Raw genomic sequence first — 15566 nt, forward strand, 5'->3', positions numbered from 1 at the left:
CTAATATAACTATTCTTTACAGTACTTGACCTGAAAAGCGACTCAAATTATGGATTTTGATTATCATCTTTTTGTGCTATCCCTTTGTGCTAATGTAGGCTACGTGACCATGACGGCAGCAAAAAAATACCTTGCAGAAAATGATGTGGATTTCCCTAATGAACGTGCATATGTAGAGGTGGTGGCCAACTTGAAACGCCAAAATAGTCGGCTTAGAAATATCAGTGTTAAAGATGTACAACAGGCCCTGGATGCGTCTGATCAGATCTTGGATCGCTCTGAGGCTGCAGGAATCACCATATTGGATCATCATCACCCTTATTTTCCACCATTATTACGACATGTGGACGGTGCCCCATTTTTTTTGTATGCCAAGGGTGAGTTAAGCTGCCTTAATGAGTTGGGAGTAGGCGTGATTGGTTCGCGCAGCCCTTCGGATTTTGGTAAGCGAATAGGGGAGCAGTTAATTGGTCGATATTTGATTGAGGAGTTTGATTACACCATAATTTCAGGTTTGGCTTTGGGCTGCGATGCCATAGCGCACCGTTTGGCACTTGAACACCAGCGTCCGACGATAGCCGTTTTACCTTCCGATGTTCAGAATATTTACCCTAATGAACATGCAGGTTTGGCAATGAAGATCGCCAAAGAAGGAGGCTGTCTTTTATCCATGTACCCGGTGGGCAGTAAGGTTCAGAAGTCGAATTTTCGGGAACGTGATCGGTTGATGGCGGCCATCAGTGCGGGGATGGTGGTGATCGAAAGTGAATTGGCATCGGGTACCATGCATACTGCCACTTATGCCGATGAGTTTTTGAAACCCAAGGCGGCCATTTATGCCCACAGTCATCCGAATTATGCTTCGAAAGGCTATGCACAATCCCCCACATTTCAGGGCAATGTGGAATTGGTGGAAAACCGTGGATGGTTGCCATTGCGAAACGGGGAAGATATTGTTCGGTTTGACCGTCAGATTAAGCGGCGGTGCGCGCAATTAAGCCGAATTTAGCAAGCTTGGCAGTATTGCTATTTGTGATGAAACCGATGCTTGAAAGGGATTTGAAGTTGCTTGTTAAACCGCTCATCAGGAATGTTGAGGTTGGAGATACTGACCCCCATCAGCCTGATTGGTTCATAATCTTCTTCAGCACCGAAAAAGAGTTTCAGTACCTGCTCTCGCAATTCCTTTTCTGATTTTACATAATGATCCAGGGATTTACTTCTGCTGATTTGTTTAAAGTCATGGAATTTAACTTTCAGGGTAATGGTTTTTCCAGAAGCATTACTGTGGAGCGCCCTTTTCCAAACAGTTTCACATATTTTGTAGAGCTGATCCAGGAGTTCATCATGGTGTGATAAATCGCTGTTAAAGGTGTTTTCTGCACCAATGGATTTGCGAACGCGATCTGGAATTACAGGGCGTTGATCATCACCGCGAACAATACGATAGAAGTGCGCCCCTGCACGCCCAAATTTTCTGACCAACTGTTTTTGGGTATAATTTTTCAGGTCAAATCCTGTAGAAATGCCCATCTCCTTCATTTTTTCTGCGGTAACCTTACCAATGCCATGGAATTTTTTGATGGGTAATCGCTCAAGAAAAGAGACCGCCGCATCGGGTTGAATGATGTACATTCCGTTGGGTTTGTTAATGTCTGAAGCAACTTTAGCCAAGAATTTGCAATAGGAAATTCCCGCCGATGCAGTTAGACCTGTAACTTCGAAAATTTCATTCCTGATCATTTCCGCAATAAGTGTGGCAGAGGGAGGGCCTATTAACGGTTCGGTAACATCAAGGTAAGCTTCATCCAATGAAAGCGGTTCCACCAGTGGCGTGTACTTATGAAAAATTTTACGGATTTGTTTCGAAACAGCCTGATAGACCTCAAACCGTGGTCTTACAAAAATAAGATCGGGGCACCTTCGGGAAGCAATAACTGAAGGCATGGCACTGAAAACCCCAAACTTTCGCGCTTCATAACTTGCTGCCGCCACAACCCCACGTTCTCGGGAACCTCCCACAGCAAGTGGTTTTCCCTTGTATTCTGGGTGGTCACGTTGTTCGATGGAAGCGTAAAAGGCGTCTAAATCAATATGTATGATCTTTCTTGAAATGGTGGTATTTGCTAATTTTGAAGGGGGAAATTACGTCAAATTTTAGCCTTTCACAAATCACCATTTTTTCTTTTTTGCTTTCCCAAGTCCAAAATCTCTGGAGATATTGAAGCCAAGGTGAATGTCCCCTTCCCAGAAATTCCCACGTGTATCAGTAATAAACCCCTGTGGGATCACCTGCTGCGCATTGGTCAGGTGAATTTGGAATACATGGCCGCCTGTTTCAATATCTACCCCTATGGCAAGTGCATCATATTTATTGAGGTTTTCGCGGTTATTGACATTCAGGAAATATTCTGCCACAAGGGCGGTTCTTTTGTTAAGTTTGTACCTGCCCCCAAAACCTATTGAGAAAGTATCATTACTATTGTCTGCGGCACTGATTCGGTTTTCATGCACCCAAGTAGGACTGAGCTGAAAAGAAAATTTTGAATTCCATTTGTGCGCGATCAGGAGCTGATGGGCAAAAGCACTTCGCTGCAAAACCGAAAGATTTTCTTCACTTGAAGGCTGAAAAGTCTTGACGCCCATGTTGGTAAAAAGCGTCATTGAGAGGGGAAATCGATCTGATTGTTTTTTCAAAGCGAATTTTAAATAGCCATCGACGATTTTATTGAAGGAACTGCGGCCGATTCCCATGGTGAGTCGGTCGGTAATCGCGTAAGAAAGTCCGAGCCGTATTTGTGCTTGATCGAGTCCGAAAAACTCAGTAGCCCCACTGTTCAGGGTTCCAAAACGATGCTCAATCAAAAATTCAAGGTTGCCAGCCTTGCGCGTTTCCACCGATTGCCCATTAATAATTTTTGTACCTTTAAAGGTGCTGAATACGGGCGCTGGTGCCGTATCTTGGCTGTTTTCCAGTTCTGCAAGTAAGTCCGCCTGAGCAAACGAGTTGAAGGTGAGGCTGATTATAAGTAAAAAAACAGTGCTGATGGTTTTCATTGGAGCGGGTAGGTGGCTTGTAGATCGATGGAAATGGTTTCAGCGATTTTCTGAAACATTAATTTTGGAACTTCAATGTCATAATCTTCGAGCTTTACAGAAAATTGGCATATTAAGTGCCACTCCGAGCCTTTACGTTCCATGGTGCCTTTTGCTTCAATAGACTGACTTTGGCCATGGATGGTCAGGACTCCTTTCGTACTGACCTTTTGCACGCCTTTTTTTTCAGGATCAAAATGAATTAAATCCCCTGCATATGTTGCTTTGGGGTATTGGTCAGATTCAAGATAATTTTCATTGAAATGTTCCTGCATCAGCCCGTTTTTAAACTCAAAACCGATAATAGGGACAACGAAAGCAATTTTTGATGTTGCCATGTCAATGGCCGAGACACCTTGATTGTTTGTCGCATCGATGTCCTCCAATGGCGCTTTCGAATAAAAGGAAATCACCATTTGAGTGGCACGTATTTTTTGAGCGCAGGCATGCTGCTGCATCGAGAATATCGCCCAACAGACGATTATCGCAATTTTCCATTTTGTATCCAGCATGAAATAGAATCTATGGTCGCTTGAGGTAATTTTCCTGATGGTGGCATGATGGCCCCTTCTCCGTTAATTCGTTTTTCAATATTACTGGTATGCGAATTAACTTCATCGTATCCTTTTAAAGATGGAGGAACGGCCCCAGGCACATGGCAGCCTGGCACGGCACAGTTGGTATTAATGATTTGATCAACCCCACCACTAAAGGTAATGGCCTCAGGGCAATCTTTCTCAGGAAGGGTTTCTTCTTTTTCAGATAGGCAGGCGGCAAAAATCAATGCAGTGGAAAAAATAAAAATAAGACTGTATTTCATAAGGTCGAGATTAAGGTGACATTCTACAGTCTTAAGTTAGGATGAAATTTTTGATAGGGAAAACGATCAGCCCAAAATTTGATGTGCTTTTTACTCGATAATTTGATTTGCTGGAATTTCAATATCGAAGGAAGTGTCACAGCCTAAGGCGTCTTCAACCACCAATTGGTATTGACCTGCTGAAACTTGCTGCAAGTTCAAAATTTTTCTGATTTGACTGCTGTCGTTTTGGGCAAACATAGCTAATTGGTAGGGCGGTTGTCCATTTTCAATATTGGTAACAATAACGGCCCCATCTTCACTATTGGTCGTCGTACTTGCTTTGATATTATAGGTCAATTCAATATTCGATCTACAGGTCGGCACAACGTTAGGCTCGTCAGTGCAAGCGGAGAAAATCAAACTGAACAGGAAGATAAATGAGCAATATTTCAACATATGTTTTATAGAAATAAGTTGAAATACCCATGTAAGGTTTAGGTGTTTGAAGTAATTTTAGCGCAAATAAAAAGAGCCTATTCCAATAGGCTCTTTTTGTGATATAATGAACTTATCCTTTTTTACTTTACATTTTTGAAGGCGCCAATACCTGCGTATTTAGCGGCACTTCCAAGTTCTCTTTCAATTCTTAATAACTGATTAAATTTGGCAACACGCTCTGAACGACAACCAGAGCCTGTTTTTAAGTGCCCACAACCTATACCGACCGTCAAATCAGCAATAGTGGTGTCTTCTGTTTCTCCAGAACGATGGGACACATAGCAGTTATAATTATTTCGGTTAGCCAGTTCAATGGTTTCCAAAGTTTCTGTAAGTGTACCAATTTGGTTTAGTTTAATCAAAATGGAGTTCCCGATACCTTTATCAATGGCTTGTTGTAAAATTGCGGGATTTGTACAGAAAATATCATCTCCAACCAGCTCTACTTTATCGCCAAGTGTATCCGTGAGTGTTTTCCATCCTTCCCAGTCATTCTCGCCAAGTCCATCTTCGAGTAGTACGATCGGGTATTTATTCATCCAGTCTTCCCATAATCTCACCATATCGTCTGCAGATTTGGTTTCCTCTGTACTGCTGAAAAAGAAATAGCCTCCATCTTTGTACATTTCAGAGGTGGCGGGATCCAGGCAAATCGATACATCATCACCTGGCGTGTAACCCGCTTTCTCAATCGCGCGAAGGATAAACTCTACCGCCTCGTCGTTTGATTTCAGATCGGGCGCATAACCGCCTTCATCACCCACGCCTGTATTGTGACCCTTATCGTGAAGCACTTGCTTCAGTGCATGGAAACACTCTTCTCCTATCTGAATGGCAGTTTCAAAATCTGGCGCATTGTGAGGAGCAATCTTAAATTCCTGAAAATCCACCGAATTTTGTGCATGTACACCGCCATTGATAACATTCATACAGGGCACGGGCAAAATAGCAGAATTCACGCCACCAATATAACGATATAAAGGAATGCCCAAGGCCGCCGCAGCGGTATGAGCTGCCGCCAAAGAAACGCCCAAAATCGCATTAGCACCAAGTTTCCCTTTATTGTCTGTGCCATCGAGTTCAATCATTTTGTAATCTATTGCTCGTTGGTCTGTAATGTTCATCCCTTCCAATGCGGGACCAATCACATCATTGACATTAGCAACTGCTTTGCGTACCCCTTTTCCGCCATAGCGCTTCTCGCCATCACGGAGCTCAACGGCTTCTTTTTCGCCTGTAGATGCCCCTGAAGGCACAATTGCCCTGCCCACTATTCCACTGTTTAAAAATATATGGACCTCTACAGTTGGGTTTCCTCGTGAGTCAAGGACTTCCTGTCCCAAAATTTTCGCAATCGTCATCATATTGATCTTGGTTATAATGTTCATGAGTTTAACCGTCAATAAATTTGGATTGTTTCGAGATCAGCAAGTTATTAAAGTAAGCCGTTCGAGCTTCAAATTAATATCTTATGTAATAAAAAAAGCCGATCTTATTGATCGGCTTCCGCAATTATTAAATAGTGTTTTTTTTAGAAAGTTACCTTGACGTTAAGCACGACTCTAATGGGTGCCTTTGGTTCTTTTCCTTCTTCAATTTCTTCACCAGCGGTCAATTGACCCTGGAAGTAAAAAGGAATCGCCTTCACCTTATTGTTATTCATCGTATTTGCCAGTTTTTCCAGATCTTCTTCACTAACATTAAGGCTATGAGATTTCTTTTCAGCAAAGAAGTCGGTGTCAATCGTGGCCAATTCTGTTTGTTCAAACCCTGAGGAGAATACCAATTTCCCTCCTTCAAAAGTTGAAGCTGCAAGGGTGTCGCCTAACCAGGCTGCTGAAATTTCAGTCACTTCAAAGCTTTTGTAATATCCACGGTTTGAAGAATACCATGAAGAATCATTGTTGACCACAATGATGGAGTTGAAGTCTGGCGCATCACCATTAATGGTAATAGAATCGGACTCAAAAGGTGTCGGAGCTTGTGAATACCCGCCATTTTCTCCCGAAAGGCAAGAGGTAAGTCCACTGATGATAATCGCTACGAATAAAAATGGGTAAAAAATCTGTTTGAACATAATGAATTTATTTATGGGATTGCTAATATAAAATTAAAGGCAGTGTGCATTTCCCATCAAAAAGTAGATGTTACAAAAGTATAAGTTTTTAGGAATTTATGGAAATCTACTATCGGTTTTTATCAAATATAGCCAACCTCCTGCTTCATTAAATAGCGAAAAGCATTCCAAAAATAGTGAAAAACATCACTTTGGTCATTTATTTTTTTTAATGGGCGGTTAGAGTGGTGTTTAAGCACACAGCGGTAATCCCCAAGGGATAAAAAAGACTTTAATTAGGTATGAAAAAAGTCTCCTTATTATTCTTCGTGATTTTGTTTATTCTTTGGTCGCCGATCCGCGGTTTGGCGCAATGGCATCAAACGGGATTCCTGCTGGATCCAACGCGTTCTGCTTATGGGTTGCAATTCAATCCAGCTTGGCAGCCAGCAGAAAAAGTGATGATTGGGGTTCCAGCTTTGAATCGGATTAGCATTGGTTACGATGCTACCGTGAACGCCAACGATCTTTTTATTTTTGACGGGACCTCAGTAACCTTTGAACTGGAACATCTAATAGAGTCTGGTATGGAAGATTACCGCGGTCAGGTGAATGCACGGGCTGGCCTGATGAATGTAGGCTTTAAGACAGGAAAGCATTTTATCAATTTTGGTGTAGCGGCCCGAGCTTTCGGATATTTTTCCATGGATGGTGATCTATTGCTGGCTTTGGCGGAAAATTTAGAATTGGATGATGGGGTTTATGAGTTTGATGATGTTCAGTTTCGAGGGTTAAGTTATGTGGAAGTTGCTTTGGGCGATGCCATTAAGATTAATGACCGATGGCAAGTAGGTTTCCGAGCTAAATATTTACAGGGAATAGGGCAGATTGAATCTGATAATTTTTCAGGTGTTGCAACGGTTGATCGAAGTGTCAATCGGGCAAGTATTCAATTTAATCAGGCGGGAGTGCGCTCTGCAGGCTATGATTTTTCCGAAGGATCACAGGATCGTTTTGATATTTCTGATAATAGGGGCTTTGGGGCTGATATTGCGGTGCAGTATAATGTGAGCGATGATCTTCAGGTGGGGACATCGTTTGTGGACCTGGGTAGAATTCATTGGAAAAGTAACGGGCTTAATTTTACTATTTCTGACAATGTCTATGAAACTCCGGGGACGGTATTGGAGGCTGTAACCTATTACAAAACTCTCGAAGATGGAATTCGCGATGTCGTTGTTTCGGATACGACCAAAGCCAAAGCCTATTGGGAAAATATGCCAGCGATGAATTATACCTATGCTATTTATAATTTAACAGAAAGGCATCAGGTTTCTGCTTTGTTGGTCAATACACTTTTTCAAACAGATTGGGATATAGCAGGGACGATCGGTTATAATTATTATGTGGGGAAAGGAATGACAGTGCATGCCAATGTAACGAGCAGCAATGAAAAGCTGGCGCAGTTGGGTGTTGGTTTTAGGGTACAGGCGGGACCTGTGCAATTGGTTGCTACTGTGGATGATCTGCCTGGCATATTTCATTACAAAACTGCAAAGCAACAGGCGGTTGGATTTGGGTTGAATCTGCTTTTTGGCAAAGATGAATAACTTCCCTTGATCTTTTAGACTTAAACTGTAATTTTGTGGGTTAAATGAGTTGATAAAATGAAAGCCTATAAAAGTTATATTACAGAAGCTGGTTTTGAGGTTCTGAAAAGTGAATTGGATCAATTGTGGAAAATTGATCGCCCCGCAGTTGTACAGGCTGTGGCCGAGGCAGCAGCGATGGGAGACCGATCGGAGAATGCCGAGTATATTTATGGAAGAAAGCGAATGCGAGAAATCGATATCAGAATTGCTTTTTTGCGTAAGCGATTGCGGTCCGTAGAGGTGCGTCCCGTTATTGCACCTGCGGAAGAGGGTAAGGTGGTCTTTGGGGCTTATCTGAAACTCGGTTTACCGAATGGAACGAGTATGGTTTATCAGTTGGTGGGGTCAGATGAAACAGACCTTAAAAATGGTAAAATCAGTGTCGCCTCACCCATTGGAGATGCCCTGATGTATAAAAAGTTAGGGGATAAGGTGGAAGTCAATACGCCAGGAGGATTACGGGTTTTCCATATTCAGGCAGTACAATACGAGCCATATCAATAAAAAAAAGGGTTATCGAGAAGAACGATAACCCTTTTTTTGTGATTTTTTATGATCTCATTTCAATAGGCTTGTACTCTAAATCAGTATTACCAGTGTAAATCTGACGAGGACGACCGATTGGTTCTTTGTTCTCTCTCATTTCTTTCCATTGTGCAATCCAACCTGGAAGACGACCCATTGCAAACATTACAGGGAACATCAAAGTAGGAATACCAATCGCTTTAAGGATAATTCCAGAATAGAAATCGACATTCGGGAATAATTTACGCTCGATAAAGTAGCTGTCCTGAAGTGCTGTTTCTTCAAGTTTCTTAGCGATATCCAAAATCGGATCGCTTACCCCTAATTTAGCCAATACAGCATCAGCATCTTTCTTGATGATTTTCGCACGAGGGTCAAAGTTTTTATATACGCGGTGACCAAAGCCCATCAAGCGGAAAGGATCATCTTTATCCTTGGCTTTATTGATGTATTTCTCAACATTTCCACCATCAGCCTGAATTTCATCCAACATCTGAATAACCCCCTGGTTGGCTCCACCATGAAGTGGTCCCCAAAGCGCATTAATACCTGCAGCAACCGAGGCATAAATACTTGCATTCGAAGAACCAACAATACGTACCGTTGAAGCGGAACAGTTTTGCTCGTGATCTGCATGCAAAATCAATAGCTTTTCTAAAGCACGAACAATCACAGGATCGATCTCATACTCCTTCAACTTTGTAGAGAACATCATGTGCAAGAAATTCTCCACATAACCTAAACCACTTTTTGGATAATTGTGTGCAATACCTTTAGCATGTGTATAAGCCCAGGCAGTAAAGGTAGGCAATTTACCCATCAATTTTTGAATTGAAAGATCAACCTGCTCATTCGGACGGTGTGGGTCCAATGCTTCTGGGTGAAAGGCATTTAAAGTAGTAGCCAATGCAGATAAAATACCCATCGGGTGCGTATGAGAAGGGAATCCTTCCAAAATTTTCCGATAGTTTTCATGCACTAACTGGTAACCTTTAATGCTCTCGGTAAAAGAGGCCAAATGCGCTTTATTTGGCAGGTTGCCGTAAATCAATAGGTTCGCAACTTCTAAGAAGGTTGATTTTTCGCAAAGCTCTTCAATGGAATAGCCGCGGTGTTTTAAAATTCCTTTTTCTCCATCCAGAAAAGTAACAGCACTTTGTGTGGATCCTGTGTTTTTGAACCCATAGTCTAACGTGATGTAACCGGTTTTGGAACGAAGGGTACTAATGTCTATACCTTTTTCGTTTTGTGTTCCTTCTACCACCGGAAACTCATAAGATTGTCCATCAAGGATTAATTCAGCAAACGTTGACATAGGTGATCTTAATTTAAAAGTTAAAGTTATCAATGAATACAAAAGCGAAATCAGAATCACAGTTATGGCTGTAATAATAATATCCTCCTTTATATTAGGGTTATCATTTGTCCTACCTAATTTAGTAAGAGATTTGAAAAATAGAATGAAAAACCCCTTATATTTTTTAAAAAATCAGCATTTTTTCTTAAAAAAAGTCATATTATCGAACTATTTAACAGCGATGCTTTAATATTTTATTTTTTTCGCATTTTTATTACTTATGAAATTCGTAGTCGAAGGAATAAGTTTTGGGGTTGAATCTTTTTTTTTCCTTATTGGAACGGATAATTATTTTTCACTAAGCCCCCAAGAAATTATGGAAACCCTCTGTCGTCATCGGATCAATATTTCGGAATTAAAGCAAACACTGAGTACACATCCAAGAATTAATCAGGTAGAGGTTTTAAGCAGGGGGGAAATGCTTGAAGTGGTCTATCATTTTCAGGGAGAATTTATCGACTGGGATATGTATTCAGAGGTCAGGCAGTTGGTGCAGGCGGCAGTTGGATCAGCCAATTTAAATGCTATCGATAGTATTAAGGGGCTGCCAAGTGCCCGATACAATTTACACCTGATGGAGAACTTGATGGGTGAGGAATTGTAAAAATCAGCCTGAAAGCGAAAAAATCCCTACGTTAGTAATGTAACGTAGGGATTTTTTTATGTGAATAGATCAAACATCGAACTGAGCATGCTGGTACTGCCTTTGAAAAATTCGGTGTATCCGCAGCGTTTACAGGTAACATGGGTAAACTTTTTGTTTTGAACGTCAAAAATCTTACTCCAAAACCCTCCTGTAGTTCTGATTTCGCCAACGTCATAGGTGCGATTTTTACACTTAGGGCATTCATAATTTATCGCAGGTTTGCTCATAATTTTTGTTTTTAGTTTTGATATTTATCTATGCCACCTGCTAATTCGCTGACCGTCAGGCTTGGGTAGTTTTCCTTTATCCACAAACAAGCTGTTTTGCTTTTTATGCCATTTTGGCAAAAAACTAACATGGGCGATTTAGTCTGATTATTTTTGAAATAATCCGGCAAAGTGCTGAGTGGAACATGATGGGATCCTTCCACAGGAAATTCCTCTTGTTCATAATCCTCTCTAATGTCTAATAAGATTCCTTCAGGGTACTTTGTTTTCCAGTTTGCTGGGGAGTCCTCAAATTGATCCCCCTCTGCCGGTATGAAGCACCTTTCTTCTTTGGGAAAAGGCAAAGATTTCACAGTCCTGTTTTCGGGATTGAGTTTAAACTGAATAAGTTGTTGATCATGGTGTAAAAGATCAATCAGCAAAAGCTTACCACTGAGCACCTCTCCAATACCACAGATGACTTTTACCACCTCCATGGCCTGAAGCGAACCTATTACACCTGCCGTGGCGCCCATAATTCCAGCTTCAGCACAATTTGGGGCGGATTGCGCTTCGGGTTGTTGAGGGAAAATACAACGGTAGGTGGGGCCTTGCTGATAATTAAATACCGATACCTGACCATGGAACTGATGAATGGCGCCAGAGACCAGTACCTTATCGGCCAAAATACAGGCGTCGTTCAACAGGTAGCGGGTATCAAAATTATCCGATCCATCCACTACGATATCGTATGGCATGATGAGCTCAATGACATTATCGCGATTTATATACAGGTCGTGGAATTCCCAGTTTACAAGCGGATTTTGTTCAGTCAGGATTTTTTTTGCCGCATCCACCTTTTTCTTACCCTTATCCGCAGCCCTATAAATAAACTGTCGGTTGAGGTTCGTCTCATCGACCAGGTCGAATTCCACTACGCCAATATGGCCAATGCCCATTGCTGCCAGATAGGTCAAAACGGGACTGCCCAGACCTCCTGCGCCAATCACTAACACTTTTGCGGCCATTAATTGCAGTTGCCCCTCTTTTTTTATTTGCGGAAGAATAGTCTGGCGGCTATATCGGGTAGGGATTGTTTCTTTCATGGAGAATAGGTGCTTTTGCTTTGGATTTATCAACCCGATATTCGTCAAAAAATTATTAATTATCAATGAATTTATGTTTGATCATTACCAATTACTGCTTTGATTTCAATCAATTGATTGGCTGAGGTCAGGAACAGGCGCATTATTTTTAATCAGGTTTTAGATCGTCATCAATTTTAGAGAAGTGGCTAAATGTTTGAATATTAGTGGTTAGGGTTGTTTTTTGAACTTAAAAATAGATATGATAATTATAAAAAGCCAAATTTTAAGGGTTTTCAATAGGGTTTTCATTTGCCTTTTTCCCTATTACAGGTGAATGTAAAACAATATCAACAATGAAAACCAATTATAAGAATCCCCTGTCGCGTATCGCTTCCATGATGGTGGTGATCGCAATGAGTTTTTCGATGATGTCGTGTAATCATCAAGGACCAACGTATGTTGATGAGCAAGACGTTACGCTCACCTATTATGATGCTGAATTTTACAGCAATGAAAACACCTATCAAACCTTCAAAATTAAATCCGTCGGTATCCTCAGCGATAAAGATGATGATCAGCTTTCTAAATCTGATTCTGTCAAAATCAGTTCCCGCCTGATTACAGGCTTTGAGGAATTGGGTTACAACTATGCTGCTGAGGGGCAAGAGGCCGATTTTTACCTGATTGCTGCTTTGCAGGAAAACACCAATACCGTAGTAGGTGGTGGCGCATGGTGGTGGGGTTACCCTGGATATTGGGGGGGCTGGGGCTTCCCTTATCCGCCAATGTGGGGCGGTTGGTATCCGTGGTGGAGTGGGGCTTATAGCTACCAGTACACTGTCGGGAGTATGATGATCGACAAAGTGGATGCCCACAGCCATGATTTGTTTGAAGAGGAATTCAAAAAACGTCTCGCTGCCTTTGAGGAGGAAAATGGCACTGCGACCAACAAAGACAAAATGGAGATTGCAGGCAAGATGGCCGAGGATGGTCATGAGGTAGATTTCAGATGGCAGGGTATCATTCAGGGCGTACTCTCACGCAATAGCGAATACAATGAGGAACGACTTGCCCGAGGAATGAACGAAGCCTTTGAGATGAGTCCATATATGGATATTAATAAAACCGACCGTTAATCCACTTCAACAATATCACGATGAAAAATATTAAAGTTTTCTTTTCAGCACTGATGATATGTCTTTTGGGGAGCCAAATCGGACATGCACAATTCTACGATAATGGCTTCTTTACCCTTGGCTATAACATGGGGATGCCTGCTGGTGGTACCAGTAATTTTGTGGACGATGGCAGCTATCGTAACTTCTCCGTAGAAGGGGCGGGCTTTGTTTACAAAGGCCTTGCCATCGGGGGGCGTTTGTCTTACGACAATTTCTTCCAGGATTATGGCCGAGGAATTTACGATAATGGGCAGGGAAGTGACATCTATGCCAATAAATACAATTACCTGAACATGATGAACCTTCAGGTGACGGCAAGTTATTACTTCAACCGTGATGGTCTGATTCAGCCCTATGTCGGTTTGGCCATGGGGGGATCTTATGTCGAACAAAGAACCGACTACGGGATGTTGTCCACAGGAGATCAGTACAATGGCTGGGCATTCAGTGTTGCGCCTGAAGTAGGGGTTTACATTCCCTTCGGCGGAACTTCAGATTGGGGAGCCACGGTACGAATGCAATACAATTTCATTAATCATAAAGCCTATGATTCAAGTGGAATAAATTATTACAACTTCGGTATAGGGATTACCCATCGATTCTAAGATTACCAATCTGTTTTTGCCCCTTTCAATTTTTTTGATTGGGGCTTTTTTCTGAACCTGTCCATATTTTTTTTAAATTTGGTATATGGTAAAGGAAACAGTGATTAATCAATTTCGAGGAATTTTTGAAAAAGCATTGCTTGAAGAAATTGCGCAGCATGCGACGCTGGTGGCCGTCAATGAGGGAGATGTCCTGATGGATTATGGGCAGCATATCCGATCGATGCCTATCATTCTTAGCGGTTCAGTGAAGATTGTTCGGGAAGATGAGGACGGCAAAGAGGTCTTTCTATATTATGTGAATGCCAAGGAAACTTGTGCGATGTCCCTAACCTGTTGCATGGGGAATGCGCAAAGTCGCATACGTGCCACTATGGAGGATCAGGGAGAAATATTAATGTTGCCTGTTATTTATATGGATGAATGGATGCGCCGTTTTTCCTCCTGGAGGCAATTCGTAATTCAGGCTTATCAGAATCGGTTTGAAGAACTATTGGGAGCGGTTGATCTATTGGCCTTTAAAAAAATGGATGAACGCATTGCCACCTACCTACATGAAAAAGCCAAAATAAAAGAGGCGCAAACCCTCAGAATTACCCATGGTGAAATAGCACAGGATCTCGGAACCTCAAGAGAGGTCGTCAGCCGAATCCTTAAAGCCTTGGAAAAAGAAGGACAAATAGCCCTCGGTCGCAACAAAGTAACCTTACTCGGCTGATCGTTTGGGATTATTTCACGATTCAGTTAGTCAATGTATTTGATTGTTTAGCCCTTTTTCCTTTATAATGAAATGAGCAGGTGCTTTTTGTAGCAAATATTGAACTATTGGGAAGTGGCAGCGGTTAGTTTTTTAGTGTTTTACTAATTTAAACTAATCAAAATGAGTAAGAAAATCACCCAAATTGAAGGAATTGGACCTGCCTATGCAAAGAAACTCGAAGCGGCAGGAATTACTACCGTGGAAAAATTGTTAGAGGAAGGCTCTTCAAGAAGCGGTCGGAAAAGAATAGCAAAAACGACTGGCGTTGAAGAGAAAAAGATTCTCGCATGGGTGAATATGGCAGACCTTTTCAGAATCAAAGGGATCGCTGGCCAATTCGCGGAATTACTGAAAGCTTCTGGTGTTGATACGGTGAAAGAATTGCGTAACCGTAACGCCAATAATTTGCACGGTAAACTGACCGAGGTTAATGAAGAGAAAAAGTTAACCAGAGCCATCCCTTCCTTGTCATCAGTAGAAGGTTTCATCGATCAGGCCAAAGGTCTTGATGCGGTGGTTACTCATTAATCGTCAATCCCATTGAATCATGATAGATAAAATAATGAATATGGTCGGAGGACCGCTACAGGATATGCTGAAAACACAGTCTAATCTTGGTCCTTCGGAAGCCAGCGAAGCGGCAAAATTAAGTGGCGAAAGCTTGATGGAAGGATTGAAAGACAATATTTCGAGTGGTAATACTTCTGAAATGATTTCGATGTTTACGCAGAAGGAGGACGTCAGCAATTCCCACCCGATGGTTTCGGGGATGATTGCCAATTTAAGTGGCAAGGTGGCCAATCAGCTGGGGGTAAGCACCGGTGTTGCTTCCAATGTTGCAAATATGGCCATTCCTTTTGTCATCAATCTCATTTCCTCGAAATTCCGAAATTCGGAACATTCTCAGGATGCTTCAGGATTAATGTCCATGATTGCAGGCGGAAGCGGTGGCGGAGGGATCATCGATCAGGCCAAGGGCTTACTCGGCGGATTGTTCGGGAAATAGGAACTCAAAAAAAATGGGTCTTTCAGTGGAGAGGCCCATTTTTTTTGTTTGATACTGAAGGAGTGGACAAGGTTTTTATACTGAAATGTAC

General features: G+C 41.9%; 19 protein-coding genes. 9 read left to right on the top strand and 10 right to left on the bottom strand.

The features are described from left to right. The first annotated feature begins 49 nt into the window (after window positions 1-49). Window positions 50-1009, top strand: coding sequence for a DNA-processing protein DprA (locus AABK40_RS18925; protein WP_338398969.1), 960 nt, complete (start codon window positions 50-52; stop codon window positions 1007-1009). Window positions 1010-1026: 17 nt separating this feature from the next. Here the strand turns inward: AABK40_RS18925 and dinB are convergent, their stop codons facing one another. The 7 genes from dinB to AABK40_RS18960 all read right to left on the bottom strand — a co-directional run bounded on the left by dinB (window position 1027) and on the right by AABK40_RS18960 (window position 6473). Further along, window positions 1027-2115 carry a DNA polymerase IV gene (gene dinB, locus AABK40_RS18930; protein ID WP_338399081.1) on the bottom strand — a complete coding sequence of 363 codons (1089 nt, stop codon included), beginning with the start codon at window positions 2113-2115 and terminating at the stop codon, window positions 1027-1029. A gap of 57 nt (window positions 2116-2172) precedes the next feature. After that, window positions 2173-3057: a DUF5777 family beta-barrel protein gene (locus tag AABK40_RS18935; protein ID WP_338398970.1), complete on the bottom strand. Its 885-nt coding sequence runs from the start codon at window positions 3055-3057 to the stop codon at window positions 2173-2175. Further along, window positions 3054-3608: a YceI family protein gene (locus AABK40_RS18940; protein ID WP_338398971.1), complete on the bottom strand. Its 555-nt coding sequence runs from the start codon at window positions 3606-3608 to the stop codon at window positions 3054-3056. Before AABK40_RS18940 ends, AABK40_RS18935 begins: the two co-directional genes overlap by 4 nt. After that, window positions 3578-3916 carry a hypothetical protein gene (locus tag AABK40_RS18945; RefSeq protein WP_338398972.1) on the bottom strand — a complete coding sequence of 113 codons (339 nt, stop codon included), beginning with the start codon at window positions 3914-3916 and terminating at the stop codon, window positions 3578-3580. Before AABK40_RS18945 ends, AABK40_RS18940 begins: the two co-directional genes overlap by 31 nt. A 90-nt stretch (window positions 3917-4006) precedes the next feature. After that, window positions 4007-4354, bottom strand: coding sequence for a hypothetical protein (locus tag AABK40_RS18950; RefSeq protein WP_338398973.1), 348 nt, complete (start codon window positions 4352-4354; stop codon window positions 4007-4009). 122 nt (window positions 4355-4476) lie between these two features. Beyond that, entirely contained in the window at window positions 4477-5757 is a 1281-nt protein-coding gene (gene eno, locus AABK40_RS18955) for a phosphopyruvate hydratase (RefSeq protein ID WP_338399082.1), read from the bottom strand. Between the two features lie 170 nt (window positions 5758-5927). Further along, entirely contained in the window at window positions 5928-6473 is a 546-nt protein-coding gene (locus AABK40_RS18960; RefSeq protein WP_338398974.1) for a hypothetical protein, read from the bottom strand. 281 nt (window positions 6474-6754) lie between these two features. Here AABK40_RS18960 and AABK40_RS18965 point away from each other — a divergent pair, with 281 nt between their 5' ends. Then, window positions 6755-8062, top strand: coding sequence for a DUF5723 family protein (locus AABK40_RS18965; RefSeq protein WP_338398975.1), 1308 nt, complete (start codon window positions 6755-6757; stop codon window positions 8060-8062). 57 nt (window positions 8063-8119) lie between these two features. After that, window positions 8120-8608 (top strand): GreA/GreB family elongation factor, encoded by a 489-nt coding sequence (locus AABK40_RS18970; RefSeq protein ID WP_338398976.1) that lies wholly within the window; start codon window positions 8120-8122, stop codon window positions 8606-8608. A gap of 46 nt (window positions 8609-8654) precedes the next feature. On the opposite strand, the gene AABK40_RS18975 is transcribed toward AABK40_RS18970, so the two are convergent. Then, window positions 8655-9944: a citrate synthase gene (locus AABK40_RS18975; RefSeq protein ID WP_332920232.1), complete on the bottom strand. Its 1290-nt coding sequence runs from the start codon at window positions 9942-9944 to the stop codon at window positions 8655-8657. Window positions 9945-10302: 358 nt separating this feature from the next. Between AABK40_RS18975 and AABK40_RS18980 the strand changes: the two genes are divergently transcribed. Further along, a complete protein-coding gene (locus AABK40_RS18980; RefSeq protein ID WP_332920233.1) occupies window positions 10303-10590 on the top strand; it encodes a hypothetical protein in 288 nt (95 codons plus the stop codon). A 56-nt stretch (window positions 10591-10646) separates the two neighbouring features. Here AABK40_RS18980 and AABK40_RS18985 read toward each other — a convergent pair whose 3' ends face one another. Together AABK40_RS18985 and AABK40_RS18990 are read right to left on the bottom strand one after the other, a co-directional pair. Beyond that, a complete protein-coding gene (locus AABK40_RS18985) occupies window positions 10647-10859 on the bottom strand; it encodes a zinc ribbon domain-containing protein (protein WP_338398977.1) in 213 nt (70 codons plus the stop codon). Between the two features lie 11 nt (window positions 10860-10870). Then, complete coding sequence (locus AABK40_RS18990) at window positions 10871-11944, bottom strand: ThiF family adenylyltransferase (RefSeq protein WP_338398978.1); 1074 nt, start codon at window positions 11942-11944, stop codon at window positions 10871-10873. A 335-nt stretch (window positions 11945-12279) separates the two neighbouring features. Here AABK40_RS18990 and AABK40_RS18995 point away from each other — a divergent pair, with 335 nt between their 5' ends. The 5 genes from AABK40_RS18995 (at window position 12280) to AABK40_RS19015 (ending at window position 15475) form a co-directional block, all read left to right on the top strand. Beyond that, window positions 12280-13062: a DUF4136 domain-containing protein gene (locus AABK40_RS18995; RefSeq protein ID WP_332920235.1), complete on the top strand. Its 783-nt coding sequence runs from the start codon at window positions 12280-12282 to the stop codon at window positions 13060-13062. A 20-nt stretch (window positions 13063-13082) separates the two neighbouring features. Then, on the top strand, window positions 13083-13709 hold the full coding sequence (locus AABK40_RS19000) for a hypothetical protein (protein ID WP_332920236.1): 627 nt from the start codon (window positions 13083-13085) through the stop codon (window positions 13707-13709). Window positions 13710-13794: 85 nt separating this feature from the next. After that, window positions 13795-14427: a Crp/Fnr family transcriptional regulator gene (locus AABK40_RS19005; protein WP_338398979.1), complete on the top strand. Its 633-nt coding sequence runs from the start codon at window positions 13795-13797 to the stop codon at window positions 14425-14427. A 162-nt stretch (window positions 14428-14589) separates the two neighbouring features. Next, a complete protein-coding gene (locus tag AABK40_RS19010) occupies window positions 14590-14997 on the top strand; it encodes a DUF4332 domain-containing protein (protein WP_332920238.1) in 408 nt (135 codons plus the stop codon). 19 nt (window positions 14998-15016) lie between these two features. Beyond that, window positions 15017-15475 carry a DUF937 domain-containing protein gene (locus AABK40_RS19015; RefSeq protein ID WP_332920239.1) on the top strand — a complete coding sequence of 153 codons (459 nt, stop codon included), beginning with the start codon at window positions 15017-15019 and terminating at the stop codon, window positions 15473-15475. The last annotated feature ends 91 nt before the right edge of the window (window positions 15476-15566 follow it).

Source organism: Persicobacter psychrovividus, from assembly GCF_036492425.1.
In the GTDB taxonomy this organism is placed as follows: domain Bacteria; phylum Bacteroidota; class Bacteroidia; order Cytophagales; family Cyclobacteriaceae; genus Persicobacter; species Persicobacter psychrovividus.

Bases quoted from the DNA above. Each gene is read 5' to 3' on its own strand.
- AABK40_RS18980 (WP_332920233.1), top strand. From the start codon at position 10,303: ATGGAAACCCTCTGTCGTCATCGGATCAATATTTCGGAATTAAAGCAA.
- AABK40_RS18925 (WP_338398969.1), top strand. From the start codon at position 50: ATGGATTTTGATTATCATCTTTTTGTGCTATCCCTTTGTGCTAATGTA.
- AABK40_RS18985 (WP_338398977.1), bottom strand. From the start codon at position 10,859: ATGAGCAAACCTGCGATAAATTATGAATGCCCTAAGTGTAAAAATCGC.
- AABK40_RS18965 (WP_338398975.1), top strand. From the start codon at position 6,755: ATGAAAAAAGTCTCCTTATTATTCTTCGTGATTTTGTTTATTCTTTGG.
- AABK40_RS18995 (WP_332920235.1), top strand. From the start codon at position 12,280: ATGAAAACCAATTATAAGAATCCCCTGTCGCGTATCGCTTCCATGATG.
- AABK40_RS19000 (WP_332920236.1), top strand. From the start codon at position 13,083: ATGAAAAATATTAAAGTTTTCTTTTCAGCACTGATGATATGTCTTTTG.
- AABK40_RS18960 (WP_338398974.1), bottom strand. From the start codon at position 6,473: ATGTTCAAACAGATTTTTTACCCATTTTTATTCGTAGCGATTATCATC.
- AABK40_RS18945 (WP_338398972.1), bottom strand. From the start codon at position 3,916: ATGAAATACAGTCTTATTTTTATTTTTTCCACTGCATTGATTTTTGCC.
- AABK40_RS18990 (WP_338398978.1), bottom strand. From the start codon at position 11,944: ATGAAAGAAACAATCCCTACCCGATATAGCCGCCAGACTATTCTTCCG.
- AABK40_RS19015 (WP_332920239.1), top strand. From the start codon at position 15,017: ATGATAGATAAAATAATGAATATGGTCGGAGGACCGCTACAGGATATG.
- AABK40_RS18975 (WP_332920232.1), bottom strand. From the start codon at position 9,944: ATGTCAACGTTTGCTGAATTAATCCTTGATGGACAATCTTATGAGTTT.
- AABK40_RS18970 (WP_338398976.1), top strand. From the start codon at position 8,120: ATGAAAGCCTATAAAAGTTATATTACAGAAGCTGGTTTTGAGGTTCTG.
- AABK40_RS18940 (WP_338398971.1), bottom strand. From the start codon at position 3,608: ATGCTGGATACAAAATGGAAAATTGCGATAATCGTCTGTTGGGCGATA.
- AABK40_RS19005 (WP_338398979.1), top strand. From the start codon at position 13,795: ATGGTAAAGGAAACAGTGATTAATCAATTTCGAGGAATTTTTGAAAAA.
- AABK40_RS18950 (WP_338398973.1), bottom strand. From the start codon at position 4,354: ATGTTGAAATATTGCTCATTTATCTTCCTGTTCAGTTTGATTTTCTCC.
- AABK40_RS18935 (WP_338398970.1), bottom strand. From the start codon at position 3,057: ATGAAAACCATCAGCACTGTTTTTTTACTTATAATCAGCCTCACCTTC.
- eno (WP_338399082.1), bottom strand. From the start codon at position 5,757: ATGACGATTGCGAAAATTTTGGGACAGGAAGTCCTTGACTCACGAGGA.
- AABK40_RS19010 (WP_332920238.1), top strand. From the start codon at position 14,590: ATGAGTAAGAAAATCACCCAAATTGAAGGAATTGGACCTGCCTATGCA.